The organism is Drouetiella sp. (genome assembly GCF_059504425.1).
In genome coordinates this window covers 62,104-87,285 of record NZ_JCACIN010000088.1, presented here as the reverse complement: position 1 = coordinate 87,285, position 25,182 = coordinate 62,104, and the positions used below count along the sequence as shown (strand labels likewise).

Sequence of the window (25,182 nt, the reverse complement as noted above, 5' to 3'; positions counted from 1 at the left end):
CAACTGTAGGAGAGACAATGGACTTGTTCATGATCAATCAGAGGCCAGAGCAGAACGGGTTATTGCTGAGTGAGATTATCGAGCGCGATCGCTGAAGATCCTCTTCTAAGATTGACTTAGGGAACGAGCGCGATAATAACCCTCTGGCATATTTGCGGTTTCTTTGGCAGCGTTGGCTACCACACCTAAAACAGCGGTAGAGGAAATCTTTAGCTCCTCCAAGGTTTGTGCAAGAGCCGATCGCTTGCTTTTTCCCATTCTGGCAACCAGCACCAAACCGTCTGTTTGGGAAGCAATCAGACCGCTATCTGCCAGGCCCAAGAGAGGAGGGGTGTCATAAATCACGAGATCAAACACCGTTTGAAAGTGTTCCATCATCGCTCGCATTTTCTCAGAAGTGAGAAGCTCTAGCGGGTCACCAACGGTTTGTCCAGCCGTCAGCACCATCAGATTGTCTCTGACAGCAGATGGCTGGATGGCGTTACTCAAACTGACGTTAGCAGAAAAGATGTCGCTTAACCCTTGCGTGTTGGGCAAATTCAGGAGCTGATGAACTTGAGGATGACGTAGGTCTGCATCCACCAAAAGCACCCGCTTGCCCATAGCTGCAACTGCCTGAGCCAAGTTAACGGCGATCGTCGTTTTTCCATCTCCCGGCTGTGGTGAACTGATCGCTAGGGAGCGAGCGGGCGGGTCAAAGCTAGGCAACAAACGAATATTTTTGTAGATAGAGTAAAACGACTCAATGAAGGCAGCGTTTTTAGCTTTGTCAAGCGGAACTGCACCCAAGAGCGGTAGCCCAGTCGATCGCTTAGTCTCATCTGGAGTTTGGAGAATATCCTGAGAAACTTCTACCAGGAAACCCACCCCTATTCCCAGTAGAATTCCGAGGACGGCAATCAAACCCAGCAGAGCTGCACTGTTGACTGCACCTACTTTCTCCAGGTTGCCATCCTCGTCTCGAATGAGCTGTGGAGGTGTAATTAACTCCCAAGGCACTTCCTGCTGGGCAGCGTCAATTTGTAAAGCTTCCTGGCGGCTAGAAAATTTGTTTAAGCTCTCTGTTGCTAGCTCTAGCTCCCGTTGCAGATCAGCATACTGTCGAGCTACAGCAGGAATGAGCTGAATTTCTTGATTGACTTCAGCTTCAGATTGAGTGATGGCGCGATCGCGCGCTTCGGCAACCGTAATAGAATCAGCCGCTTTGCTCACAACTCGTGCAGCCTCTATATCCATCAGACTCTGTAAATTTTGCTGCTTCTCTAGCAAAGCCTGCATGGCTGGGTTATCAGGCTGTAAACGACCTGACTCAGTGGCAATCTCGCCCGCAATTTCCTGATACTGATTGAGCAACGATTGGTAGTAAGGAGCCTCCCCTAACACAGAGGTAAGATTGTTGGACTGAAGCTGTTGTGAAAGCGTTTCAGTTCTTGCTTGAGCTTCTGCAAGATCCGTTTGACTATCAGACGACTGCTGACCTAAATTACTAGCTTGCTGACTGAGCTGTTGCGCCTCTAGTTCTGGGTCAACAATCGAATTGCGTTCCCGTAGATCTTGAATTTGACCCTGGAGCGAGTTCACCTGCTGTTGAAGTTGAGGGAGCTGACTGTCAATGAACTTGATCCCTTGTCGAATAGTAGATTGACGATCTTTCAAGCTGTATTGAAGGTAGGCTTGAGAGATTTTATCTAAGACATATTGAACTTTCCTAGGATCAGAATCTTGATAAGATACATCAATAATTTTAGTGCCCTGCTCCTTTAGATCGAGAGTCAGTGAAGTAATCCGAGAAAGCTCTAAGTTAAGCAGCAGCTTTTCATAGGTAATGTCTGGATAGCGGGTTTGCAATTCCTTAACAATCCCATTCATTAGCCTAGGGCTTTGCAGAATCCGAATTTGAGTACCGTAATCCAGACTAGAACGGCTCGGATCGAAGGGCGGTAGGCTGTTTTCTACACCTTGAGCCTGAGCTGAAGAGCGAGCCTGCTGCTGGTCTGCATTAACGGGTTCTACTAAAAGCTGAAACCTACCTGCATATTTAGCAGGTGTTACGCTTTTGATAGAAAAGAGCAGCCCTCCACCTGCTACTACTGTGCCAATCATCACCGCAGCGATTAACTTTGCTCTGCGGCGAAAAACCGCTCCGACCCAGCCTAAATCCCACTGCTCTTCTTGAGGAGTGGGGGTTGCAGAACTCTGAAACAACTGCATCAAACGATTTTCACTAGACTCGGAAGATGGAGATAGGGAAGGTTGCTTACTATTCATGTCATTACCTTAAAATGTTTCTAGTGAAGGTTGATGCTAATGACAGGTGTGATTCGATCATCAGTTCAATTTCCAAAAATTCGCAGAAGATTGAGGACAGGGATAAAGGTTGAGACGACACCACCAACGGGTCCTAGAAAGTTATCTAAACCATCCCTAAAGGCGGCACCCCCTGAGCGACGTACGACAATAATGTCGTTGTTTTGCAGAGCCGGATTGGTACCATCATTCACGCCTTGAGCCAGATCGATCGGCACTTCCCGCTTGGTGACAGTACCGTCTGGATTGAGGCGAATTAGGTCTACTGAGCTGCGACGGGCACGTTGGTTATCGAATCCACCTGCTGCCAGCAATGCCTGATTGAGAGGAGTATTGGGTGGAACTTGAACGGTTCCGGGCTGCTCTACCTCACCGACAATATTGACCTGAATGGTGTTGGGAGCAAAGCTGGCGGCAGCAATTTCAGCCGATTGCTCTGGAGTCAGATCAGTAGCAGTGGGAATAGAGATCGTGTCGCCAGCTTTCAAGATGGTATCTTGGCTGGCGTCTCCCTCCTGAATCAACTTTAACAAGTCAACATCAACGGTTTGCACCATACCTGAGCGAGTAGTACGCCGAATTTGAATGCGACGAATATCGGCTAAGGGCTTAATACCTCCCGCGAGCTGAATCGCCTTAGTCACGGTTGGAAATGAATCACTGTCTTGAGGACTATTGAACTGATCGGTAGTTCCTGGTACGCCAGCAGCTCCAGTTCGGGTATTGCTGTTCACAGTGTAGGAACCGGGTCGAAAGACTTCACCCACAACAGCAATATTGATAGGTTGAGGCTTTGCTGCAAAGTTAGAATCTGCGAGTTGAATGGCCTCTGCCAAACTAATCGTTGTTGCAGTTGGGATCATTATGGTGTCGCCGTCTCGCAGGGTTAGATCTTGTTGGCGATCGCCATTTTGCAAAAACCTCCATAGATCAACTGTGATGATCTGATCGGCTCTCCCGCGCTGAAGCCGACGAACTTGAATTTGCCTGACATCAGCCGATTGGGTTGTACCACCCGCAAGCTGTAGTGCCGCAATCAGGGTAGGAAATTGGCTACTGCCTTGTCCCTGCTGAGTTAGCGTTATTGGGTAAGACCCTGGGTTAGTTACTTCTCCAGCTAGATTAATTGTCAGAGGACGAGGAGCCAGTAGCGTTACGGTTGTGAAAGGACGTTTATAAAAGCGGAAATACTGTTCTGAGAGCAGGTTGCCCACTTGCGCAAGACTTAGCCCCTGGACTGAAACGCTGCCAACAAGCGGCAGGTTGAGGGTGCCATCCACTAGGACTTGATATCTACCGTTCTCTCCGCTGTACTCTGGAGCATCGAAGATATCGATTTGAACTTGGTCACCCGCTCCCAAGGTATAAGTCTCATCAATTAGTAAGCTAGGGCTGGAAGGCAAAACTGGGCTAACTTCCCGTGGTTCAACGCCATAGCCTGGAAAAGCTGTTGTAGTCAAGATTATTAGGGCAACACCCGTTACAGATAGGGGCCGTCTTAAGTAGGCTGGAATCACAGAATGTACTCCGTACAGTAGATTTTTCGCAAAAATTGGGATGTATTCTGCCATCGTTTACGACCAGGATTCAGCACTTTCAAGACAAGAAGGCAGACTATCCTGTCCAACGTTTACAGATTTAGTCATTCATAACCGGAAATATCCGGAAGCTTTACAAAATTCCTATACGATGATGGGTTTTCACTCTGCTGCTTCACCGAGGTGTTTTCTGAGAATCAATGCAGCCGTTGCGTTTTGCACTTGATTCATCTCACGCTCAATTTGCCAAAGATCCACACAGTATGGACAATCTCAGTCAAATTATTAACTTACTTGAAGAAGCTATAAAGATGACACACCAACTTCCGGGAAATTCCTGAATGTCAGAGTGAGTAGAGGAATACAGCGTTAAGTTATGTACGAATCAGCAAGGCTATGAGCTGTGAATATACTGCTGGGGCGATCGTCTCTATATAAATTTCACAAAGCTGATTCGATAAGATCGCAGAGATCTGAAGTAACTGACACTTCTGTCAAGAGCATCAGGGTTTCAATTGGGTTTTGATGTTGTCACGTTCTTCACTCTATGAAGCAAATTATCCTAAATCCAGGAATATTTCTCACGGTTGCTGCCAGTGCTGTCGTGTACTTTTTACTGGCAATCAATCTTAGCAAGAGTCGAAGAGTTAGAGCTTTTCTACATATTTCTTTTACGGCTATTACACTAATTGCCATTCCAGGCACAGACATATTTCCAATTAATCGGCTGCATCCAAAATGGCTGATTTTTCCTTCTCTGAATACGATGATTTTGCTGGCTATTTATGCCTCTGTTGCAATAATCGTAAACTCACGATTTAAGCACTTATTAGGCGAGTTCTTATCTCTATTAAGTAAGGATATATTTCTGGGCTTTTTGATGGTGTTTCTGCTGTTTTCCGGATCATGGTCTGCGGTTCCCGAAATATCTTTTAGATACAGTGTTGGCTTGGTTTTTGCCAGTGCTTTAGCTGCACACATCGGCAGAACTTATAGCTGGAAGCAATTGTCTGTATTTTTAAGATTTGGTAATGCCTTTGTTGCTTTTTTCGGTCTTCTGTTCTCAATTTTTATTCCATCAATAGGTGTAAACGAAAAAGGCTGGAAAGGATTATTGATTCATCCTAATATTCTTGCAGCATTTCTTGCCTTGACGATCGCCATCTGGTTTCTAGACGCAATTCAAAATCCTAGAGATAGAAAGCTCTCAATTCCGATCATTCTTGGACTCTTCTTCGTGTTAATTAAAACAAATTCGACAGGCGGTCTTCTAGTAACGGCTATTTTACTCTCCCTAGTTTCCGTTATGTCGTTTTTCAAGAAGTTCTTTAAGAGTGTGCCGTTTAGACCAGCTTTCGCTGGCTTTGTTGTATTCATAGTTGCAAGCTTGATCATTTCTCTACTGGCGTTTGAAAATATTGAGACAGTTTTTGCTGCTTTTGGTAAAGATTTAACCTTCACGGGTCGAGCAGATTTTTGGGCACAGATCATAGGCTATGTTCAAGAGAAGCCACTTTTGGGCTATGGTCATCGAGGATTTTGGCTAGAACCAGGAGGTCCTGCGTCTTTTGTAAGAACTAACTCTGGATTCAGACCTGTAGAGGCTCATAACGGTTTTCTGGAATTGACCTTAGATTTAGGCATCACAGGTCTGATTCTTTTCCTACTATCGTTTGGGAGAAGCACTTATTTAGCCTTTCGTTTTGCCCTGCAAAGCAGCTCACTTGATGGCTTGATACCGCTCCTCATCATGATATTTCTAATGAGTTCAAACACCGTAGAAAGTCGATTGCTTACCGTTGACTACATTTGGTTTTACTATATTTTGTCGGCCGCAAAGTTAAATACTAATTCACTTCATACCAGCTGATTCAATGTCTAATTGGTTACTGCTTAACTTACAGGTTGAACTATGTCTAAGTATTTTCAAAAAGTTTGGTTCATCTTAGGAAGTCTAAGAGCAAAACTTCCTCTTTTGCTGATATTTCTGATTGTTTCCTCGATCACAGAAACTGTTGGAATTGGATTACTAGCTCCATTCTTTGCGATCGTGCAAAATCCTAAATTAATTCAGCAGGTACCTATCTTAAAACAGATAGCGATCCTATTCAATATCACGTCTAACGAGACGTTTATTGCTCTCCTCTGTATTCTTATCATTACTGTTTTTATTGTTAAATCAGTTCTCTATTTTCTTTCAAAGTACTACATTTTAAAGTTTAGCCATTCTCATCGGGGAGTTGTTATTGAAACCCTAAATCGAGCCTATCTTTACGGTGAATATAACTATATCGCTGGAAAGAACTCGTCGGACTTAACTAAAAACATCCTGATTGAGACTCAAAATTTTTGTTACAAGGTGTTGTTAGCGCTTTTATATGGCATTTCCAACTTCCTGATTCTTATTTTTCTATTTGTTCTCATGGCTGCCACCAATTTATTTTTACTGGTGACGACTCTAGCGGCTCTACTGCCTATTTTCTTGCTAATTTACAGCATGAAGAATAGGTTGAAAACTTGGGGTAAAGTTGCATCAGAATCTCAACAAAAAATCATTCAAACGCTGAATCACGGCTTAGGGGGCTTGAAGGAAACTCGCATAATTGGCTGTGAGCCTTATTTTGAGACCAAAATGGAGGGTTTCACGCACCAACATGCTCAAGCAGAATCCTTGTCTGCCAGTTTCGAGATGTTGCCCCGAATTTTGATTGAATCGGTTTTGGTGATCTTTATTGTCTCGCTAATTGCCATCTCGCAACTGATCTTTGCCCGCAGCACAGATTCGCTCATTTCTAGCCTCAGCGTATTTGCTGTCGCTTCCATTCGCTTACTGCCTGCGGCCAGCCAAGTCATGGGAACGTTAGGGAGCATTCAAGGCACTCGGCATTCGGTAGATATTTTGTATGCAGATCTAAGAGAAGCAGAGCAACAATACGCCGCCTATAGCAACACAGCTCCAGGTATGACAGATAAGAAACTCTCTTCGGCTACCGAGGCTTCGCTCCCGATGCGCTTTATGAAAGAAGTTCAGCTTGCAGATGTAGTTTACGGCTACTCTAAAACGCTGGCTCCGGCTATTAACGGCGTGTCTCTCAAGATTCGTAAGGGAGAATCAATCGCTTTTATTGGAAAGTCAGGGGCGGGGAAGACAACGCTGGTTGACATTATCTTGGGACTTCTGACGCCTCAAAAGGGAGACATTACGGTAGATGGGGTTTCAATCTACAAGAACCTGCGCGCTTGGCAAAATATGTTGGGATACATTCCCCAATCTATCTTTTTACTAGATGACACTGTAGAACGAAACATTGCGTTTGGTGTTCCAGATCATTTGATTAATCACTCTAGACTGCAAGAGGCAATTGTCGCTGCTCAACTGGAAGAGTTAGTATTTCAACTTCCTAACGGTGTGCAAACCCAAGTGGGAGAGCGTGGAGTCAGACTATCAGGAGGACAGCGTCAGCGAATTGGCATTGCTCGTGCCCTATATCACGAGCGAGAAATTTTAGTCTTAGATGAAGCAACCTCTGCACTAGATAACGAGACAGAACAGCGGGTGAGTGAGGCTATTAGAGCACTTGCTGGAAAGAAAACGGTGATTATCATTGCCCATCGTCTCTCGACAGTAGAACATTGCGATCGCGTTTATCTGCTGGAGCAAGGACGGATTGTTAAATCAGGTAGCTATGCCGAAGTCGTAAAAGCCTAATCAAAATAGCAGATTAATCCCAATTAACATCACCCATTCATTCAATACCCACTCATTCAATACCCACTCGTTTAGCGTCCATCAATTTAGAGGGATTGTAATCATGACTAAAGTTTATATTCTTCTGCCTGTTCACAATCGCCGCGAAATCACCTTGGCTTTTATCAAGTTTTTGAAGGCGCAAACCTATTCTAACTATCAGCTTATTCTGATTGATGATGGTTCAACAGATGGCACAGCAGAAGCTGCCGTTAGGTTGCTTCCCTCTGTTATTGTGATCAGAGGTCAAGGGGATTGGTGGTGGGCTGGGGGATTGCAGCAGGGAATTAATTGGATTAAATCAAGTCTTGAAATTGATCAGGATGACATAGTCCTGATGATGAATGATGATGTTCATTTCGAGGAAGATTTTATTGAAAAAGGGGTGAGAAAATTAACTTCAAGTAATGGTCATTTGCTGAAGGCAGAAGGCTATAGTCTTCAGACCCAAAATTTGGTATCTCGAGGAGTTAGGGCAGACCTTTGGTCTCTAAAATTTAGAGAAGCAGACACAGACGAAGAAGTTAACTGCCTTGACACAAGAGGGCTATTTATGAAAGTTTCGACGCTCTTGAAAATTGGAGACTTCTATCCTAAATTTCTTCCTCACTATCTTTCTGATTATGAGTTCACAATTCGAGCCTATAAAAAGGGACTAAGACTCTTCACTGATCCTGATGTGAGGCTATGGATTAATGAGCAAACAACAGGTCCTAGTCATTTTAAGGAACTTGATTTCCTTCTTTTCTTCAGAAGATATTTTTCAAAACGATCGGTGGTCAATCCTCTTTACTACAGCAGTTTTGCAATTCTTTCCTGCCCCAAGATTGCACTACCCTTCATTTTGCTGAAAATCTGGTGGGGCGGAATTACTACAGTGATTAAAAGAGCTGTATATATTCTTTACTGGAGCATGATCAAAAAGGTTAAGCATGGGGGACAGACTTAAGAATTTAGCCTAAAAGTTTTTGATGATCTTTATCTGAGTTTTTGGTTAGTTATTCGTGAGCAGCAGTAAGTGAATTTTTAATTATGTCTTCAGCCAATCTAAAAACCCCAGTTGTATTCATAGTCTTTAAACGAGCCGATACGACTGCAAGAGTATTTGAAGCCATTCGACAGGTTAAGCCTTCTCGCCTCTTAGTGGTTGCTGATGGCCCTCGGAGCGATCGCCCTGGTGAGGCTGAACAATGTGCTGCGACCCGCGCTATTATTGACCAAGTTGACTGGGACTGTGAAGTCGTCAAGAACTACTCTGAGGTCAATTTAGGCTGTGCCAAACGTGTTTCCAGCGGATTAGATTGGGCATTTAGTCTTGTAGAAGAAGCTATTATTCTTGAAGATGATTGTGTGCCTCATCTTACATTTTTTAACTTTTGCGAAGAGCTATTAGCCCGTTATCGAGATGACAACAGAATTATGTCTATTTCTGGGCAAAACGTCCAGCTTGGGCAGAAAACAACAGATGACAGCTACTACTTCTCTCGGTATAACCACTGCTGGGGCTGGGCAAGCTGGAGACGGGCGTGGCAATACTACGACCTTGAGATGAAAAATTGGCTAGACGTTCGCGCAAAGCATATTTTAAAGGATATTTTTGAGGACGATCGCGCTGCAAAATACTGGACTAAAATCTTTCAAGATACCTATGACAAGAAACATAGAACCTGGGATTATCAATGGACGCTTTCTTGCTGGTTACAAGGCGGAGTTAGTATTATCTCAAGCGTCAATATGATCTCTAATATTGGCTTTAGCCTAGATGCTACAAATACACAGACAACTGAAGCCAATAACCCCTATGCTGCCATGCCAGCAGAACCCCTAGAAATTCCTCTAAAGCACCCCCATTACATCATTAGAAACGCACGAGCAGATGCCATCACTCAAAATCAATTTTATGACACTACGTTGCCTGTCCGCATCAGAAGAAAAATTAAAAAAATGATTAATCTCTAATTAACTTTTGATTGAAGATCGAATTGAAACCTGAATCAAAGGTTAGACCCTTTCAAATAAACCTTAAGGTATAAATGAAGATTTTACATATTTCTACATCTGATTTGGATGGCGGTGCGGCTCGTGCAGCCCATCGGCTCCATCGGGCGTTAATTAATAGCAACGTTGATTCTCAAATGCTGGTACGGGCAAAATTAAGCCGCGACAAAACAGTCATTGCCCATAAACCTCTGATTGCTCAGCTTGGCTCCAAGCTGGATGAGCAAGTCTTACGTTTTTACCCCAAATCCTCTTCCGAAAATTTTTCGGCTCAGTGGTTTCCCGATTCTATTGTTTCTCAAGTTAAGCAAATTAATCCAGACATTGTTCATCTCCACTGGACTCGCAATGGCTTTTTGCAGATTGAATCTCTCCCAAAGTTTCAGAAACCCATAGTCTGGACATTGCATGACATGTGGGAGTTTACCGGAGGATGCCACTATACCCAAGAATGCGATCGCTACACCAAAAACTGTGGAGCTTGTCCGCAGCTTGACAGCCTCAAAGCTAATGATCTTTCTCGTCAGATTTGGCAGCGTAAAGCCAAAGCTTGGCGTAATCTCAACCTAACGCTCGTCACGCCCAGTCGATGGTTAGCAAAATGCGCCAGCAGTAGCCCGCTATTTGAGCAGTATCGGGTTGAGGTGATTCCCAATAGCGTAGATACACAGATCTACAAACCTATTAGTAAGGCAATGGCTCGTGAGGCGCTAAACCTACCTCAAGATAGGCAGTTGGTTTTGTTTGGAGCCGGAAGCACAACTGCCGATCCTCGCAAGGGCTTCCAGTTTCTGCTCTTGGCACTGCAACGTCTTGATGTACAACGATGGGGCAATCAGTTGGAACTTGCCATTCTTGGAGAATCTGCATCTGGTACGGCTTTACCTTTAGCCTTTGATTCGCATTATTTGGGTCGCCTAGGGGATGATATTTCTCTGGCATTAGTCTATGCCGCTGCTGATCTATTCGTTGCTCCTTCTATGCAAGATAACTTACCCAATACCGTAGTTGAAGCGCTGGCTTGCGGTACTCCTTGTCTCGCATTTGATATTGGCGGTATGCCCGACATGATCGATCATCAGCAGAACGGATATTTAGCCCAAAAATTTAATGTTGAGGACTTAGCAAGGGGCATGGAATGGATTTTAGAAGATCAGGAGAGACATGCTCAACTCTCTAGAAAAGCTCGTCAAAAAGCCACAGAAACATTTAGTCAAGAGCAGCAGGCTAGTCGTTTTGTGGATCTCTACAAAGCATTGGTTAGTTAGAGAATAACTAAAGTATTTTAATAGGCATCGCTCCAATGCGCAAAAGTTTAGCTCCTTAAGGATTTGTAAAAATTGACCTATGAAGACTAATTGTGAGGTTGTTCAATCCTCATTGCAAGCTAGTGAAAACAAGCTCGATCGCAAAATTATGCTGTTTGATCTGAAGTTTGCAGGTCATCATGCTAACTACATTCGCCATCTTGTTCGATACTGGGGAGATAATCGGATTCCAGGGCGGCTTGACATCGTTGTGTCGCCTCATTTCATTCAACGACATCAAGACGTTGTTGTGCTTGTAGAACAGTATCCACAATCTACTATCAACTTTATTCCCATTTCCACGCAAGAATCATTAAATATTGAAGCTGATAAAACTGCTTTTGAACGAGCTGTTCGCAACCTTAGAGAGTGGCGTTTACTCTGCAAATACGCTGCTTCTCTAAATGCTGACCAGTGTATGATCATGTATCTTGATACCTGTGAGTTGCCGCTAACGCTGGGTCTTAAACCTCCTTGCCCTATTTCAGGCATATACTTTCGCCCTACGTTTCACTATTCCACTTTTTCTAGCTACCGTTTTTCGATAAAAGAGAAACTACAACAATTTCGAGAACGGCTTTTTCTACATCGCACTCTCCAAAATCCTAAGCTTCATACTCTCTTTTGCTTAGATCCACTGGTTGATCAGACTATAAAACAGATTTATCCAGAGGCTAGAGCTATACCATTAGCTGATCCAGTAGAAATTCCTGACCTTAGTTCATTACAGCCTCAAACCTTACAAGAAAAACACAAAATTCACCCTGATAGAACGGTATTTTTGCTGTTTGGGTTTATAGATGAGCGAAAAGGAATCTACCAGCTTTTAGAGGCTCTAAGGAGTTTACCTTCGGAGGTTTGCCAACAGCTTTGTATTTTAGTCGTAGGGCAGGCTAATCCCAGTGAAAAGGCTGCTATTTGCACACAGATTGACTTGCTTTGTCAAACTCAGCCAGTACAAATCATCCCTCACTTCAAGTTTGTTAGTGAGGAAGAAGTGCGCACCTACTTTCAATTAACAGATATGGTGCTAGCGCTGTATCAACGCCATGTGGGCATGAGCGGTATTCTGCTTTTAGCAGCAGCAGCGGGAAAGCCTGTAATTAGCACAAACTACGGGTTGATGGGCGAACTTGTAAAGCGCTACCAACTGGGGCTAACAGTAGATTCTACAAAAACGGAAGCGATCGCTCAGGGACTCCTTCAATGCTTGAATTCGAAAGAAATGCTTTATAACCCAGAAAAAATGAAGCAATTTGCTGAAGAAAACGATTCTAAACGCTTTGCAGAAACGGTATTTCAGAACCTCTAACTTCAGTCAGGTCTTCTAATATGACAGCCGATGGGAAAAAAAATGAGAATCTCCGAATTGCGTGGTTGATGCCTTCAGCAGAGGCAGGCGCGCATTGGCAGCCAATCTGGAGTGATTTTCTCAAAATATTTCAAAATACAGTATTCTATACCACTCGCGTATGGGCAGAATTCGATCGCGAAGCCTCTTATGCTAGTGCAGTCTTTCAAGTGGGTGATTTCAACTCTATTTTGGTTGATAAGAAGGGAACAGGTTATCAACATGGGTTCTTGAGCTTACCTTTTAATATTATTTTATATCTTGCTCAATTTAGACCCCATGCAATCATTGCTAATGCTTTTTCAATGTGGTCGTTACTGGCAATTATTCTTAAACCTCTGTTTAACTGGAAAGTCATAATTCTCTATGAAGGTAGTACGCCTAGCTCAGACTTTCGAGATTCCAAAATCCGCTCTCTCACCCGGCAATTTATCTCCAATCACTCAGACACATTTATTGCTAATACAAAATCTGCAAAAGAGTATTTAAGTCAGTTTCTTAAGGTTGAGGAAGAAAAGATTATTCTTGGACCTTATCTTCTACCTGATAGACAAGCAATGACTCAAAAACATCAGGAACTTGATTTTGATTTTTCGAGTTTGAAGCACCCTATTTTTCTATTTATTGGTCAAATAATTAATAGAAAAGGCGTATACGAACTGTTGGAAGCTTGTTCAATTCTTAAGGAGAAAGGGTGCTCTGACTATACGCTCTTGATGATCGGCGAAGGATCAGAACGCGATCGCCTCGAAGCACTAACTTGCGCCAAACATCTTACAGAACAGGTCGTTTGGTTAGGACGAAAAAACTATGATCAGTTAGGCACCTATTTTCAAAAGTCCGATGTTTTTGTCTTTCCAACTTTTGAAGATACATGGGGCATGGTGTCGTTAGAGGCAATGGTTTTTGAAAAACCTATTCTCTGCTCCAAATATGCAGGCACTTCAGAATTAATGGTTGAAGGAGTCAATGGATATCTTATTGATCCGAAGGCACCTGAGGAAATTGCTGAAAAAATGCGTCTTTTCATCACTGATAAAAACTTAATTGACGAAATGGGAAAAAAATCTAAAGAAATCATTGATGGATATACGATAGATTCTGCCATGCAGACCTTCATCAAAGCGATCGCAAGAACAACATAGATTCTTTTCTATATCTTGATCTACTCCATCTACCGCAGAAATATTATCGAAGCCACAGTTTTAATCAGATAACAGCAATCAATTCACCCATCGTTAAAACATCATGAAACTCTTGCTCTCTGCCTACGCCTGTGAACCTAACCGAGGTTCTGAAGAAGGTGTAGGCTGGAACGTCGTCATGCAGGCTGCGAAACATCACGAAGTATGGGTGCTAACTCGATCGTTTTATCGATCGGCGGTTGAAGCTGAATTAAATCGTCAACAGCTTTCTAATCTTCACTTCATCTATTTCGATCCATTCAACTGGACAGCAGACTGGCGAGATACTCAAGGAGCTGTGCAATTTCATTACTATCTCTGGCAAATTCAGGCTTATTTTATCGGGCGATCGCTTCAAAAAGAGATCAAGTTCGACGTAATTCGTCATGTAACTTACGTCAAATACTGGTCTCCAAGCTTCCTTTCGTTGCTTTCAGTTCCATTTATTTGGGGGCCTGTGGGGGGAGGAGAATCCGCACCAAAACCTTTTTGGAAAGATTTTAGCCTCTATGGTCAAACCTACGAAACTTTACGAACTTGGGCACAAAGAATAGGTGAACTTGACCCGTTTACCCGGATGACAGCCCGTCGAAGTCTACTAGCTCAGGCTACCACGGACGATACAGCAAAGCGTTTAGCTTATCTGGGTGCGCAAAATATTCACCTCTGTTCTGAATCAGGTCTATCTAAAGATGAAATAGAGCGCTTAGCTCAACAACCTCTTCCCCCTAGTGCTCCTATTCGCTTTATTAGTATGGGCAGATTGCTGCATTGGAAAGCCTATCATTTATCAATCATGGCTTTTCATACTGCCAACATACCAGACGCTGAATATTGGCTGTTAGGCAATGGCTCGGAACGGAAGCGACTCGAAGCCCTTTGTGAAAAGCTAAATATTAGTTCTCAAGTTAAATTTTTTGGCAGATTACCCCGTGAAGAAACTCTAGCTCGGTTAGCACAATGTCATGTCCTTGTTCATCCCAGTTTGCATGACTCTGGAGGGTGGACTTGTCTGGAAGGAATGGCTGCTGGAAGACCTGTAATATGTCTAAATCTAGGCGGGCCTGCTATGCAGGTCACTCATGAGACTGGTATCAAGGTTCCTGCTCACAATCCAGAGCAAACTATTCAAGATCTTGCTAATGCTATGAACCGTTTAGCCCAAGATGCAGAGCTTCGTCTTCGACTTGGACAAGCAGGTCAACAGCGGGTTAAAGATGAATTTAGCTGGGATGCCATTGGTCAAGCATTTGATGAGACTTATAAACAGATAGCTAAGTTAGCAAGTTAATCTCTCTAAGCAATTTTTGCAGTTCAAGATTTTCGATCGCACAGGGCTATACCTCAAATCTAATGACGTCGATCTACCGCAAATCTATACAGCTTCTACGGGTTCCAGGCTTATGCTCCATATGCATAAGCCAATACATAACTATTCAGAAAGACAAAGGAGAAAATAATAGTGGATTCTACGAAAAATTTTCAAGAAAAAAGCTATGAGCAACATGCTGGACATTTTCAAGAATATAGCCAAGAGGGTGAGAAGGCAGCACATGCAAAGACCTGGTTTGCCAAAGATACCGTCGATGCGTGGCGACATCAGCGAATGTACCAAACCATTGACCCAATTTTGACAACAGAGCCAAGGGCTAAGTGGCTAACTGTAGGCGATGGCAGATATGGTAATGATGCTAAATATATTTTAGATAAAGGCTGTGATGCTCTAGCATCTGATATATCAGATACTTTGCTAAAAGAAGCAAAAGAAGCTGGGTATATTTCTGAATACAAGCAGGAAAATGCTGAAGCTTTATCGTTTAATGAATCTGACTTTGACTATGCTTTTTGTAAAGAGGCTTATCATCATTTTCCCAGACCCGCACTTGCGCTTTACGAGATGCTGAGAGTGGCGAGCAAAGGAGTTGTATTAATTGAGCCAAATGATTTCTATGTGAACAGTAAAATCTCTGAAATTCTCTTCAGAAACTTAAGGATTTCAATCAAATGGCTGCTTCGGAGAAAAGAAAATAAACATGATTTTGAAGAATCTGGTAACTATGTATACAGTATTTCAAGAAGAGAAATAGAAAAAATTGCTCTAGGCTTAAATTACAGAGTGGTGGCCTTCAAAGGAATTCATGATATGTATTTTGAAGGCGTTGAGTATGAAAAGCTTTTAGATAATGGTCCTCTACAAAAAAAAGTAAGAAAAGCAATTAAATTCAAAGATTTGCTTTGTAGGCTCGGCTTCACAGATTATGGATTAATCACGGCTATTATTTTTAAACAAGAACCGTCCCAAGTGCTAATCCAGCGTTTGACTCAAGAGGGGTACGAAATTATCAATCTCCCAGATAATCCATATATTTCTGCTTGATTGGTAAATAGGCTTAATTTACTTAGGTTCATTCAAATTTCGGCGTTGCAGAATGGATGTACAAATTCATACATCCATTCTGCAACGCCTGCCTTCTTCCAAAATCTCTATCGAAATGGCAAAAGTCCTGATTTTAGGAGGTACAGGTGACGCAATTGAGCTAGCTGCCCAAGCCTCAAAAATTCCTGAAATTGAGGTGATTACGTCTTTAGCAGGGCGAACTCTCCATCCGATCGCCCCTCCAGGAGATTATCGTGTTGGCGGGTTTGGTGGGTCTGCTGGATTGGCGACCTACCTACAGGATCAATCTATTGATCTCTTGATTGATGCCACTCACCCCTTTGCAGCGCACATCTCCTGGAACGCTGAAGCCGCAGCAAGTGAAGTTGGTATTCCGTATCTAATGCTGGTACGTCCGATTTGGGAAAAGATGGAAGGCGATCGCTGGATTGAGGTCGAGAGTGTGGAAGCGGCGGCTGAGGCAATTCCCGCAGAGGCAAGGCGAGTATTCTTGACGATCGGAAGACAGCAGCTTGCGCCGTTTTCACAGTTCAACCCGCAGCTCAATATTTGGTTTTTGATGCGATCGATTGATCCGCCTGAGCCTCCCATTCCCCAGGGCAAAATACTGCTCGATCGCGGGCCTTTTCACTTGGAGCAGGAAAGAGAATTGTTGCAGGAGTATGCCATTGATGCCATCGTCAGCAAGAACAGTGGCGGTGATGCCACATATGCCAAAGTCAGGGCTGCCCGTGAGCTAGAAATCCCGATCGTCATGGTGCAGCGTCCCGCCATGCCCCCAGGAGAGCAGGTTTCAAATGTAGCGGCTGCCCTAGCATGGATTGAACAAGTGGTGGTCTCGTAAATCAAGAGGGTTTCATCACAGTCCACTGGGTGACTGTTGCCAGCGATCGCCAGCCCAAAAACTTGCCGACTGGCTCTGCTCGCTGAATGCCGATGCGGATGAATTCTCCACCCTGCTTTTCATGCCATTCAAACAGAGTTCGTTCTCCTTCTAGCGTCACGACATTGGCAACCAATCGCCCACCCGGTTTTAGAGCGTTCCAACAGGTTTCTAGCAGTCCTGGATGGGTGATGCCGCCGCCGATGAAGATGGCATCGGGAATAGGCAGGTTCTGAAGAGCATTCGGGGCGGTTCCTTCAACAATTTGCAGGTTAGGTGTGCCCAGTGCTGCTGCATTGTCGGCAATGTACTGCGTCCGGGATTTCTCGATGGCAATCGCCCGACAGCGGGGATGGCTACGCATCCATTCAATGGCGATCGAGCCGCAGCCTGCGCCCACATCCCACATTAGCTCTCCTGGCAGAGGAGCCAAGGCTGACAAGGTGACGGCACGAACTTCGCGTTTGGTGATCTGCCCGTCGTGGTGATACGCTGCATCGGGAAGTCCTGGAAGACGCGATAGTGCGCTATCGGAGATACACTCCACGGCGATCGTATTGAGGTCAGCTAGATTGCTTTCTGTCCAAGTGGCGGCAATACCCGTGATCTGTCGCTCATGCGCTCCGCCTAGGCGTTCCAATACAGTGGTACGACTGTCGCCGAAGCCTCGTTGAGTGAGAAATTCTGCGACGATCGCCGGAGTATGTTTGCCTTCACTCAAAATCAGGAGTTTTGCCTGGGGATAGAGGTAGGTCGATAGCAGCGCCAACGGACGGCTGCACAGGCTCAGGGTTTCTATTTCAGAGCGCGACCAGCCCAAGCGGGCACAGGCAAGGCTGAAGGCGGAAGGAGCGGGAATGATTGTGATTTCAGCGATCGGCACTTGCCGGGTCAATGTCACGCCAATGCCATAGCACATCGGATCGCCACTTGCCAAAACGCAGACGGGCTGACCGCGTTGCCGCACAATTTCATCCACAGAGCGGCTAATCGGAACTGCCCAAATCAGGCGATGCCGATCGTCGTCGGGCAGCATTGCCAGATGGCGATCGCCTCCCACTAGAATCTCAGCGCCATCCACGAGCGATCGAGCGATCGGGCTTAATCCAGGCAGCCCATCTTCGCCAATGCCCACGATCGATAGCCATTTCTGAGCCATACCATTATCTAAGCCCATCTCTAAGCTCATGTTTAAGAAAAACTCGCCGTCTAGCATTTTCACTACCTGACCATGCTAAGTTAGTCAAGCTTGGGGTTGGGAAAGTCCGGTGCGATTCCGGTACTGTGCCGCAACTGTAATGGGCTACTCATGAGCGAAGTCATGGGCTAAGCTCCAGTCAGAATGCCGACTCTGGTGGTGTCGTAAGGATGCCGCCACATATGCTGATTTTCTACCTATTTCCCTGCGTCGCACGGGGAAGGAGTTGATGTTGACTGAAACTGCTTGTCCTGGCTTATTTTACGCCACGCCTTCTCAAGACGGAGTCTTGTCTCGCATTCGTATTCCGGGCGGTATTCTGGCGGCGCGGCACTGCGAAGCGATCGCATCTTTAGCCAGTCGCTACGGCGCTGTTCAAATTACCAATCGGGCTAATCTACAAATTCGATCGGCTGAGGCTTTGTCGAGAGACACATTGGCGCATCTTCAGGAAGCAGGTTTAGCTGCTGCCCAAGAGACTGATCACTTGCGCAATATCATGGCTAGCCCAACGGCAGGAATTGATGCTCAAGCGCTGATCGATACTCGCCCTTGGGTCGCGCAGTGGGATCGTTATTTGAGCTTTCATCCTGAGCTGGCTGGGCTTTCAGCGAAGTTTAGCGTCTGCTTTGATGGCGGTGAAGCGGTTTCGGTGCGCGATCGCCCCAATGATATTAGCTTGGTGGCGGTGAAGCGGGATGAGGCAGTCTATTTTCGGCTGCACTTGAGCTTGGGCGATCGAGGAGAGCCGCCTCAGGATGTCGGGATTTTGCTAGAGCCAGAGGAGAGTTTATCTGCGCTGGCGACATTATCGGCTTTGTACCTGGATTACACGGTGCGGCAGGCTCCTCAACGCGATCCCGATCTCCATAGGCGCAGTCTCAAACCTCGCTTTAGAGAATTTCTGAGAAACTGGGGCATTACGGCCGTACTTCAGGCGTTGGAAAAACAAGTAGTCAATTATTCAAGCCCTTCGGCTCCACGTCCAAATCCCTTCAGAGTTGATAGATTTGGGGAGCTTGATAGCCTTCGTTCAGCTAAACATCTGGGTACCCATTCTCAACAGCAGCCGGGGCTTTTCTACAGGGGCATTGCGCTTCCTCTGGGGAGACTAGAAGCTGATCAACTCCAGGGATTGAGCGTTCTGGCAGCTCAGTACGGCGATGGCACCCTGCGACTTACGCCCTGGCAAAATCTGCTGATTCCCAATATTCCTGAATCGCAGATTGGGGCAGTGCAGGAAAGTCTGGAGGCTTTGGGATTATCTGGAGCGGCAACTCATCCTTGGGGAGCGATCGTTGCCTGTGTAGGCAGCAGGGGCTGTAAATTTTCGGCGACTGATACCCAAAGCCATGCCTTAGCGCTGGCAGAATACTTAGAGCGACGGGTAAAGCTCGATCGTTCCTTTAATGTTCACTTCAGCGGCTGTGAAAAATCTTGCGCTCAGCATCACGCGGCTGATGTGACGTTGGTGGGAGTGGCAGGTGCGATCGAAGCTTATGTCCTGTATGTTGGGAGTCGGAATTTAACATTGGGACGAGAACTCTATCGAGAATGCTCTCTTGAACAGTTGTTTCATTTAATTGAACGAATGCTGAGACTTTATCAGGATCGGCGGGTTGATGCTACGGAGACTTTTGTGGAATTTGTCGATCGATATAGCATTAATCAACTTAAGCAATTGCTGGGAGACAGCCAACAGCCTTGGGGGTCTCCCCCAAACCCCCGGCAGGGGACGGGTGCGTCCCCCACACCCCCTCCACACGAGAGGCTGGATGAGTTGGAGAGGTCGCGTTGCATCGGTGGGAGGATAGGGCGTTAATGTCTGAGCCTACGATGCCTGAGTTTACAATGCCTGAGCCTACGATGCTTGACTATATTCGGGATGGGAGCGAGATTTACCGTCGTTCTTTTTCGATCATTCGATCGGAGGTGAATTTGGCGGCGCTGCCGTCTGATTTGGAGTCTGTGGTGGTGCGGTTGATTCATGCTTGTGGCATGACGGATATTGTGGATGATTTAGCTTATTCGCCGGGTGCGGGTGCGATCGGTCGGTCGGCTCTGGCGGAGGGGGCGATGGTTTTGTGTGATGCGCAGATGGTTGCAAATGGAGTGACCCGTAAGCGGTTGCCTGCCAATAACGCGGTAATTTGTACGCTGAATGAGGCGGAGGTTCCGGCGATCGCTCAAAAAATTCAGAACACGCGATCGGCGGCGGCACTAGAGCTATGGCGAGGGCAGTTGGCAGGGGCGGTGGTGGCGATCGGCAATGCTCCAACGGCTCTGTTTCGGCTGCTGGAATTGCTGGATGAAGGGGTGCCTAAACCTGCGCTGATCCTGGGATTTCCGGTGGGATTTGTGGGTGCGGCGGAGTCTAAGGCGGCTCTGGCAGAGAATAGCCGGGGCGTCCCTTTTCTAACGATTCATGGGCGGCGGGGCGGTAGCGCCATGGCGGCAGCGGCTGTGAACGCTTTGGCAATGGAGGAAGAATAATGTTGCAGGGTCGCCTTTATGGAATTGGGGTAGGGCCGGGAGATCCGGAGCTTTTGACTCTCAAAGCGTTGCGAATCCTACAGTCTGTTCCTGTGGTTGCGTATCAATCTGCTGAGGATCGAGACAGCGTAGCGCGATCGATCGTGGCATCCTATCTACCAGGTCATCAGACTGAGGTGCGGTTTCACTTTCCGCGTGCCGATGATCCTCAGGCAGCACAGCCGTTGTATGCTCAAGCGATCGCTCCCATTGCTGAACATCTGTCTGCTGGGCGAGATGTGGCGGTGCTATGTGAGGGCGATCCGCTATTCTATGGATCGTTTATGTATTTGTTCACTCGATTGTCTGCAAAATTTCAAACTGAGGTGGTTCCAGGTGTCTCTTCTCCGATGGCCTGTGCTTCTGCTTTAGGAGTGCCTTTGAGTTACAGAAATGATATCTTTAGCGTACTTTCAGCTGCGCTGCCTACAGATGTTTTGGCAACGCAGCTGTTGAACGCGGATGCGGTCGCCATTATTAAGCTGCGACGACATTTTGAGAAGGTGCGATCGGTTCTCCAACAGCTTAGTCTGGTATCTCGCGCTCAGTATATTGAGCGGGCAACCATGAGTGACCAACAGATTGTGCCGATTGAGCAGGTTGATGCCAGTAACGTACCCTACTTCTCTATGATTTTGGTGCCGAGTAAAGCGCACTTATGACCGACTTAGCTATGACCGATCTACAGAGAAAAAAGGTTGCGATCGTCGTCTTGGGGCAAAACAGCGTATCCCTGGCACGTCAATTAATGCAGGTTCTCCCAGGGTCTCAACTCTACGGTCTGTCTACCCGTACGACTGAAGTAGATGTCAGCTTTAGTGATTTTGGCGAAACCCTGCGGGAATTATTTGCTGAAGGTAAGGCAATTATCGGCGTATGCGCTGCCGGAATTTTGATTCGGACGCTTGCCCCATTGCTGAGTGATAAACGCGCTGAGCCTCCCGTGCTGGCGATCGCAGAAGATGGCAGCGCAGTGGTTCCCCTGTTGGGCGGGCTGAACGGCGCGAACGATCTGGCTCGGCAAGTCGCTGCGGCACTGGGCATTAGCCCTGCTATCACCACCACAGGCGATCTGCGGTTCCGTGCCGCTCTTCTGTCTCCCCCTACTGGATATCGGTTAGCCAACTCTGACGATCAGACAAAGACTTTTCTCGCAGATCTGCTGGCGGGTGAGTCTGTAAAAATTGAAGGCTCTGCGCCTTGGCTCAGTCTTGACCGACTGCCTATCTCTGACGGTGCGGCACGAACAATTCAAGTGACTGAACGATCGATCCCCCCCACGCCCGATCGCCTGGTCTATCACCCGGCAACGATCGCGATCGCCCTCAGCCTTCTTGAAGCAGATCCACAAGAAATCGTTTTGTCCATACAGCAACAGTTGGCAGCAGAAGATCTAGCTCTTGCCTCGATCGCGGGCGTTTTTGCGGAAGTTGCTGAAGCCAATCATCCGGCAGTTCAAGCGATCGCCCAAGCTTTCAACGTTCCCGCTCGATTCTTTACGCCGACTCATCTCGCAGCAGCGCTTGCTCAGCATCAAAATTCGCATCAAAATTCTAAGTACAACTCTGCGGCAGCGATCGCCTTGACGGCAGTTGGTGCGGCTGGGACATTGCTGGCTTGCGATAGACATTCTGCGATCGCCGTTGCGCCTCAACCCCTTAATCCTGATGCCATCGGACAGCCCCAGGGAAAACTCACCATTATTGGCACAGGTCCTGGAGGCGAACAGTGGATGTCTCCAGAGGTCAAAGCAATTCTCGAATCGGCAACAGACCTGGTGGGCTACAGTACCTATCTGAATCTGATTGGCGATTTGGGCAAGGGCAGGCGGCATGAGTCTGATAATCGGGAAGAACTGGCACGAGCCAGAATGGCGCTCGATTTGGCGACAGAGGGGCGATCGGTCGTCATCGTTTCTTCGGGAGATCCCGGTATTTACGCGATGGCATCGGCAGTATTTGAAGTTATCGATCGCGAGGCAAATCCCAACTGGAACAGCATTGCGCTCCATGTGGCTCCCGGCATTTCGGCGATGCAGGCAGCAGCAGCAGCGATCGGCGCTCCCTTGGGGCACGACTTTTGCGCCATTTCCCTGTCGGATATTCTCAAGCCTTGGTCAATTATTGCCCAACGGATTGAGGCTGCGGCGGCGGCAGATTTTGCCATCGCCTTCTACAATCCGGTCTCCAAGCAGCGCACCTGGCAGTTGGCAGAAGCTCAGCAGATTTTGCTAAGGTGGCGATCGCCCCAAACGCCTGTCATCTTGGCGCGTAACCTTGGTCGTCCTGGTCAGAGCGTTCAAGTCATTTTCCTCGATCAACTCACCCCTGCCCATGCCGATATGCGAACGGTAATTCTCATCGGCTCTAGCCAAACCCGCATTGTCGATCGCAGTTCTGGCGGCACTTGGGTCTATACCCCCCGAAACTATGAATCTGTTGTTAAGATTCTCTAGACTCAGGAATGAGCGATCGACCCCGGCTTCGGGTTCTCTAGTAACAAGGCACATCTCCCTTGCCTGGGCGACCCTTAACCTTCTGGCAAGCAACTCCCACAAGATTTATGGCTTCGGGTTTGAAACCATCCACATTGGAACTACTGAAGCGCTTCAATCGAGCCTTCCCTCAATTCTATGAGCAATTTGTGAGCAGCGAGATTCAGCTACAGAACCTGAGGCTTGCCTATCAGCTCTACAAAAGTCGTCAAGCCGTGATTGAACTTGCCTCTGAGGGCACCAAAAGCGCGCTCCATTTTGCCTATCGCAATCAATCTTTTTTGCTCAGCGATATTTTTGGAGTCTTAGCAGCCTATGGTCTGACTATTCACAGCCTCAGCCTCTACGGGCAGATTTATCCGCCCATGCTGGTTTTTGTCAAGCTTGTCGTTTCTAGAGGCGGCAAAGCTCTAACAGACAAAACGGCTGAAAACGTTTGCCGAGCTGTACGAGAGGCGCTAGCCGGACGCTTTGAAGTCGAAGAAATGCTGGCAGTCGAGTTCAACCTAGATGCAGGCTTAGAGCAAGTAGAAACTGAATTTTATGTCGATCCTGTGTTTCACCTGCCCGCCCTGCTGATTGAAGCAGACAACCAGCCTGGATTGTTCTACAAAGTGATGTATGCCATTTGGCAGGAAGACTTGCTGGTCGTCAATGCCAATCTGCTGGTCTGGCGAGGACGAACTCGGCTGATTTTGTATTTGCTAGGCCCCAACGAAAGCTTGATTCCAGAATATCTGGGACAAAAAATTGCGGAAGGCATGAGGCAAAGACTTCTAGGTCGAAGGTTTTAGCGATCGCCCTCACAAATCTATCTAACGATCTCAAACTCGACGACAGAGGCTGGCGAGGCAAAGACTGACTGAAAGAGAATACTTAAACGCCAGCCTCTGTTCACCAGAGCGCGTAGTTAGGCACCAGAACCGGACAATGGAATTGCATAGACTTCCATGGCTTGAATCAAGCCATGTTCAAGGGTGAAACGGTGACTAACATGCTCATCGGCAAGTACGGCTCCGGTCAGATCGCGCACGACCTGATGCACCTCAACCAAGACTTGCCCAGCATCCTCTAGGTGAAAGGCGATCGGCTCAACGTGAGGGTTAATCTCGCTCCATTGCTCCGTCCAGTAAGCGCGGACTTCTTCAGACCCACGGACAAAACCGCCTTTGAACGCTTTCGGCCAAGCTACATTGGGAGTCATGAGGGCAAGAGCAGCGTCAATATCGCGCGCGTTGAAAGCCGCGTACGCTGCGCGTAGCAACTTGATTTCGGGTGCAGATTGATTTGCCATAAGAGGTAGATGAAAGGGATAGGACTGTGCTTAACACAAAACCTTAGTGAGGCAGACTAGAGAAAATTTGATCGATAATCTGCTGAGTTTTAGCATCTAGCTTTATCCAGTCAACGTCTCCGCTCTCGTCAATTAAACTCGTATCTACCTCTACCTTGAGATTGACATCCATCGCATTCAGCACTGGGCTGTAGTTACGAAAGCAAATCTGGTAGCAGAGCTGCCAAATATCTACCGTGATTTGGCGATCGCCCTGCTGCAAGCAAAGCAAATATCCAGGGTGCGAACTCGGCAACTGCGCCAAAGCTGCTTCAATGTCATCGACTTGCTCAGGCAGGGCGGTTGCAAGCTGGTCTTGAAGCTGAGTGACGATCGCTTGGGTCGCTTCTGGCACATCTTCTGCCCAGACCGCCACCTCATGATAGGTTCCCTTCCAGGCAGACTGCTCCAACCGCTTGCCGATATTGTCAACTACTCGGATGAAGATAGGCTGCATCAGCAAGTCCGCCTGCTGCCATGCCAAGGTCGTTGCAAATTTAGGCATAGGTTACGCTCAGGCTTCCTTTAATACAGCTTCCTCTAATACATATCGTCACTCTCACCGCCACCCTGTCCGCCTTCATTGTCTCGCTTAGAACCTAAAAGCTCAAGGCGATCGACTCGAATCACGGGCTTAGAGCGAGCCATCCCTGTGCCCCGATCTTGCCAATGCTCCAATTTCAGCGCACCCGTTACGCCAATTAGGCTGCCTTTACGCACATAATTAGCCGCGACTTCTGCCGTTTTACCCCAGATCTCTAGGCTAAACCAGTCTGGCTCTTCACTGTTCTTTCGGCGGCGATCGACTGCCAGCGTCAGATTGCAAACAACACTACCCGACTCAAAATACCTAACTTCTGGATCGCGTCCTGCACGACCCACCAGTGTGACCAAATTTAAGCTCATTATTT

The 25,182-nt window shown here is 46.7% G+C and carries 21 protein-coding genes; 15 read left to right on the top strand and 6 right to left on the bottom strand.

Features of this window, described 5'->3' with window-relative positions; all coding sequences use genetic code 11:
• Window positions 1-105: 105 nt before the first annotated feature.
• Both AC5JMP_RS20260 and AC5JMP_RS20255 read right to left on the bottom strand, forming a co-directional pair.
• Window positions 106-2,268 (bottom strand): GumC family protein, encoded by a 2,163-nt coding sequence (locus AC5JMP_RS20260; protein ID WP_495853295.1) that lies wholly within the window; start codon window positions 2,266-2,268, stop codon window positions 106-108.
• 65 nt (window positions 2,269-2,333) lie between these two features.
• A complete protein-coding gene (locus tag AC5JMP_RS20255) occupies window positions 2,334-3,767 on the bottom strand; it encodes a polysaccharide biosynthesis/export family protein (protein ID WP_495853294.1) in 1,434 nt (477 codons plus the stop codon).
• Window positions 3,768-4,392: 625 nt separating this feature from the next.
• Here AC5JMP_RS20255 and AC5JMP_RS20250 point away from each other — a divergent pair.
• The 10 genes from AC5JMP_RS20250 to AC5JMP_RS20205 all read left to right on the top strand — a co-directional run bounded on the left by AC5JMP_RS20250 (window position 4,393) and on the right by AC5JMP_RS20205 (window position 16,675).
• The gene (locus AC5JMP_RS20250) at window positions 4,393-5,715 is read left to right on the top strand and encodes an O-antigen ligase family protein (protein WP_495853293.1); all 1,323 of its coding nucleotides are present in this window, start codon (window positions 4,393-4,395) and stop codon (window positions 5,713-5,715) included.
• 552 nt (window positions 5,716-6,267) lie between these two features.
• Window positions 6,268-7,554 carry an ABC transporter ATP-binding protein gene (locus AC5JMP_RS20245; RefSeq protein ID WP_495853292.1) on the top strand — a complete coding sequence of 429 codons (1,287 nt, stop codon included), beginning with the start codon at window positions 6,268-6,270 and terminating at the stop codon, window positions 7,552-7,554.
• A gap of 103 nt (window positions 7,555-7,657) precedes the next feature.
• Window positions 7,658-8,542 carry a glycosyltransferase family 2 protein gene (locus tag AC5JMP_RS20240; RefSeq protein ID WP_495853291.1) on the top strand — a complete coding sequence of 295 codons (885 nt, stop codon included), beginning with the start codon at window positions 7,658-7,660 and terminating at the stop codon, window positions 8,540-8,542.
• Window positions 8,543-8,625: 83 nt separating this feature from the next.
• A complete protein-coding gene (locus tag AC5JMP_RS20235; protein WP_495853290.1) occupies window positions 8,626-9,552 on the top strand; it encodes a glycosyltransferase family 2 protein in 927 nt (308 codons plus the stop codon).
• A gap of 74 nt (window positions 9,553-9,626) precedes the next feature.
• Complete coding sequence (locus AC5JMP_RS20230) at window positions 9,627-10,859, top strand: glycosyltransferase family 4 protein (protein WP_495853289.1); 1,233 nt, start codon at window positions 9,627-9,629, stop codon at window positions 10,857-10,859.
• Between the two features lie 112 nt (window positions 10,860-10,971).
• A complete protein-coding gene (locus AC5JMP_RS20225) occupies window positions 10,972-12,210 on the top strand; it encodes a glycosyltransferase family 4 protein (RefSeq protein WP_495853288.1) in 1,239 nt (412 codons plus the stop codon).
• A 20-nt stretch (window positions 12,211-12,230) separates the two neighbouring features.
• Complete coding sequence (locus tag AC5JMP_RS20220) at window positions 12,231-13,394, top strand: glycosyltransferase family 4 protein (RefSeq protein WP_495853287.1); 1,164 nt, start codon at window positions 12,231-12,233, stop codon at window positions 13,392-13,394.
• Window positions 13,395-13,497: 103 nt separating this feature from the next.
• Window positions 13,498-14,724, top strand: a complete 1,227-nt coding sequence (locus AC5JMP_RS20215; RefSeq protein WP_495853286.1) for a glycosyltransferase family 4 protein — start codon at window positions 13,498-13,500, stop codon at window positions 14,722-14,724.
• 171 nt (window positions 14,725-14,895) lie between these two features.
• Window positions 14,896-15,810, top strand: coding sequence for a class I SAM-dependent methyltransferase (locus AC5JMP_RS20210; RefSeq protein WP_495853285.1), 915 nt, complete (start codon window positions 14,896-14,898; stop codon window positions 15,808-15,810).
• Window positions 15,811-15,925: 115 nt separating this feature from the next.
• Window positions 15,926-16,675, top strand: a complete 750-nt coding sequence (locus AC5JMP_RS20205) for a cobalt-precorrin-6A reductase (protein WP_495853364.1) — start codon at window positions 15,926-15,928, stop codon at window positions 16,673-16,675.
• A gap of 1 nt (window position 16,676) precedes the next feature.
• Here the strand turns inward: AC5JMP_RS20205 and cbiE are convergent, their stop codons facing one another.
• Window positions 16,677-17,873 (bottom strand): precorrin-6y C5,15-methyltransferase (decarboxylating) subunit CbiE, encoded by a 1,197-nt coding sequence (cbiE, locus tag AC5JMP_RS20200; protein ID WP_495853363.1) that lies wholly within the window; start codon window positions 17,871-17,873, stop codon window positions 16,677-16,679.
• Window positions 17,874-18,141: 268 nt separating this feature from the next.
• Here cbiE and cobG point away from each other — a divergent pair, with 268 nt between their 5' ends.
• The 5 genes from cobG to AC5JMP_RS20175 all read left to right on the top strand — a co-directional run bounded on the left by cobG (window position 18,142) and on the right by AC5JMP_RS20175 (window position 23,732).
• Window positions 18,142-19,734, top strand: coding sequence for a precorrin-3B synthase (gene cobG / locus AC5JMP_RS20195; protein ID WP_495853284.1), 1,593 nt, complete (start codon window positions 18,142-18,144; stop codon window positions 19,732-19,734).
• 44 nt (window positions 19,735-19,778) lie between these two features.
• Complete coding sequence (locus tag AC5JMP_RS20190) at window positions 19,779-20,405, top strand: precorrin-8X methylmutase (protein WP_495853362.1); 627 nt, start codon at window positions 19,779-19,781, stop codon at window positions 20,403-20,405.
• Complete coding sequence (locus AC5JMP_RS20185; protein WP_495853283.1) at window positions 20,405-21,106, top strand: precorrin-2 C(20)-methyltransferase; 702 nt, start codon at window positions 20,405-20,407, stop codon at window positions 21,104-21,106. The genes AC5JMP_RS20190 and AC5JMP_RS20185 overlap by 1 nt, the downstream gene beginning before the upstream one ends.
• Window positions 21,103-22,899, top strand: coding sequence for a precorrin-3B C(17)-methyltransferase (gene cobJ / locus AC5JMP_RS20180; RefSeq protein WP_495853282.1), 1,797 nt, complete (start codon window positions 21,103-21,105; stop codon window positions 22,897-22,899). Before AC5JMP_RS20185 ends, cobJ begins: the two co-directional genes overlap by 4 nt.
• Window positions 22,900-23,006: 107 nt before the next feature.
• The gene (locus AC5JMP_RS20175; RefSeq protein WP_495853281.1) at window positions 23,007-23,732 is read left to right on the top strand and encodes a hypothetical protein; all 726 of its coding nucleotides are present in this window, start codon (window positions 23,007-23,009) and stop codon (window positions 23,730-23,732) included.
• Window positions 23,733-23,848: 116 nt separating this feature from the next.
• Here the strand turns inward: AC5JMP_RS20175 and AC5JMP_RS20170 are convergent, their stop codons facing one another.
• The 3 genes from AC5JMP_RS20170 to AC5JMP_RS20160 are packed head-to-tail and all read right to left on the bottom strand — an operon-like array spanning window position 23,849 to window position 25,177.
• Window positions 23,849-24,232 carry a nuclear transport factor 2 family protein gene (locus AC5JMP_RS20170; RefSeq protein ID WP_495853280.1) on the bottom strand — a complete coding sequence of 128 codons (384 nt, stop codon included), beginning with the start codon at window positions 24,230-24,232 and terminating at the stop codon, window positions 23,849-23,851.
• A gap of 43 nt (window positions 24,233-24,275) precedes the next feature.
• The gene (locus AC5JMP_RS20165; RefSeq protein ID WP_495853279.1) at window positions 24,276-24,776 is read right to left on the bottom strand and encodes a hypothetical protein; all 501 of its coding nucleotides are present in this window, start codon (window positions 24,774-24,776) and stop codon (window positions 24,276-24,278) included.
• 35 nt (window positions 24,777-24,811) lie between these two features.
• Window positions 24,812-25,177 (bottom strand): single-stranded DNA-binding protein, encoded by a 366-nt coding sequence (locus AC5JMP_RS20160; protein WP_495853278.1) that lies wholly within the window; start codon window positions 25,175-25,177, stop codon window positions 24,812-24,814.
• Window positions 25,178-25,182 lie beyond the last annotated feature (5 nt).

Coding starts and splice junctions, on each gene's coding strand:
- AC5JMP_RS20170 (WP_495853280.1), bottom strand. CDS start 24,232: ATGGCAAATCAATCTGCACCCGAAATCAAGTTGCTACGCGCAGCGTAC.
- AC5JMP_RS20175 (WP_495853281.1), top strand. CDS start 23,007: ATGGCTTCGGGTTTGAAACCATCCACATTGGAACTACTGAAGCGCTTC.
- AC5JMP_RS20190 (WP_495853362.1), top strand. CDS start 19,779: ATGCTTGACTATATTCGGGATGGGAGCGAGATTTACCGTCGTTCTTTT.
- cobG (WP_495853284.1), top strand. CDS start 18,142: ATGTTGACTGAAACTGCTTGTCCTGGCTTATTTTACGCCACGCCTTCT.
- AC5JMP_RS20185 (WP_495853283.1), top strand. CDS start 20,405: ATGTTGCAGGGTCGCCTTTATGGAATTGGGGTAGGGCCGGGAGATCCG.
- AC5JMP_RS20160 (WP_495853278.1), bottom strand. CDS start 25,177: ATGAGCTTAAATTTGGTCACACTGGTGGGTCGTGCAGGACGCGATCCA.
- AC5JMP_RS20230 (WP_495853289.1), top strand. CDS start 9,627: ATGAAGATTTTACATATTTCTACATCTGATTTGGATGGCGGTGCGGCT.
- AC5JMP_RS20260 (WP_495853295.1), bottom strand. CDS start 2,268: ATGAATAGTAAGCAACCTTCCCTATCTCCATCTTCCGAGTCTAGTGAA.
- AC5JMP_RS20220 (WP_495853287.1), top strand. CDS start 12,231: ATGACAGCCGATGGGAAAAAAAATGAGAATCTCCGAATTGCGTGGTTG.
- AC5JMP_RS20250 (WP_495853293.1), top strand. CDS start 4,393: ATGAAGCAAATTATCCTAAATCCAGGAATATTTCTCACGGTTGCTGCC.
- AC5JMP_RS20205 (WP_495853364.1), top strand. CDS start 15,926: ATGGCAAAAGTCCTGATTTTAGGAGGTACAGGTGACGCAATTGAGCTA.
- AC5JMP_RS20235 (WP_495853290.1), top strand. CDS start 8,626: ATGTCTTCAGCCAATCTAAAAACCCCAGTTGTATTCATAGTCTTTAAA.
- AC5JMP_RS20215 (WP_495853286.1), top strand. CDS start 13,498: ATGAAACTCTTGCTCTCTGCCTACGCCTGTGAACCTAACCGAGGTTCT.
- AC5JMP_RS20165 (WP_495853279.1), bottom strand. CDS start 24,776: ATGCCTAAATTTGCAACGACCTTGGCATGGCAGCAGGCGGACTTGCTG.
- AC5JMP_RS20240 (WP_495853291.1), top strand. CDS start 7,658: ATGACTAAAGTTTATATTCTTCTGCCTGTTCACAATCGCCGCGAAATC.
- cbiE (WP_495853363.1), bottom strand. CDS start 17,873: ATGGCTCAGAAATGGCTATCGATCGTGGGCATTGGCGAAGATGGGCTG.
- AC5JMP_RS20245 (WP_495853292.1), top strand. CDS start 6,268: ATGGCTGCCACCAATTTATTTTTACTGGTGACGACTCTAGCGGCTCTA.
- cobJ (WP_495853282.1), top strand. CDS start 21,103: ATGACCGACTTAGCTATGACCGATCTACAGAGAAAAAAGGTTGCGATC.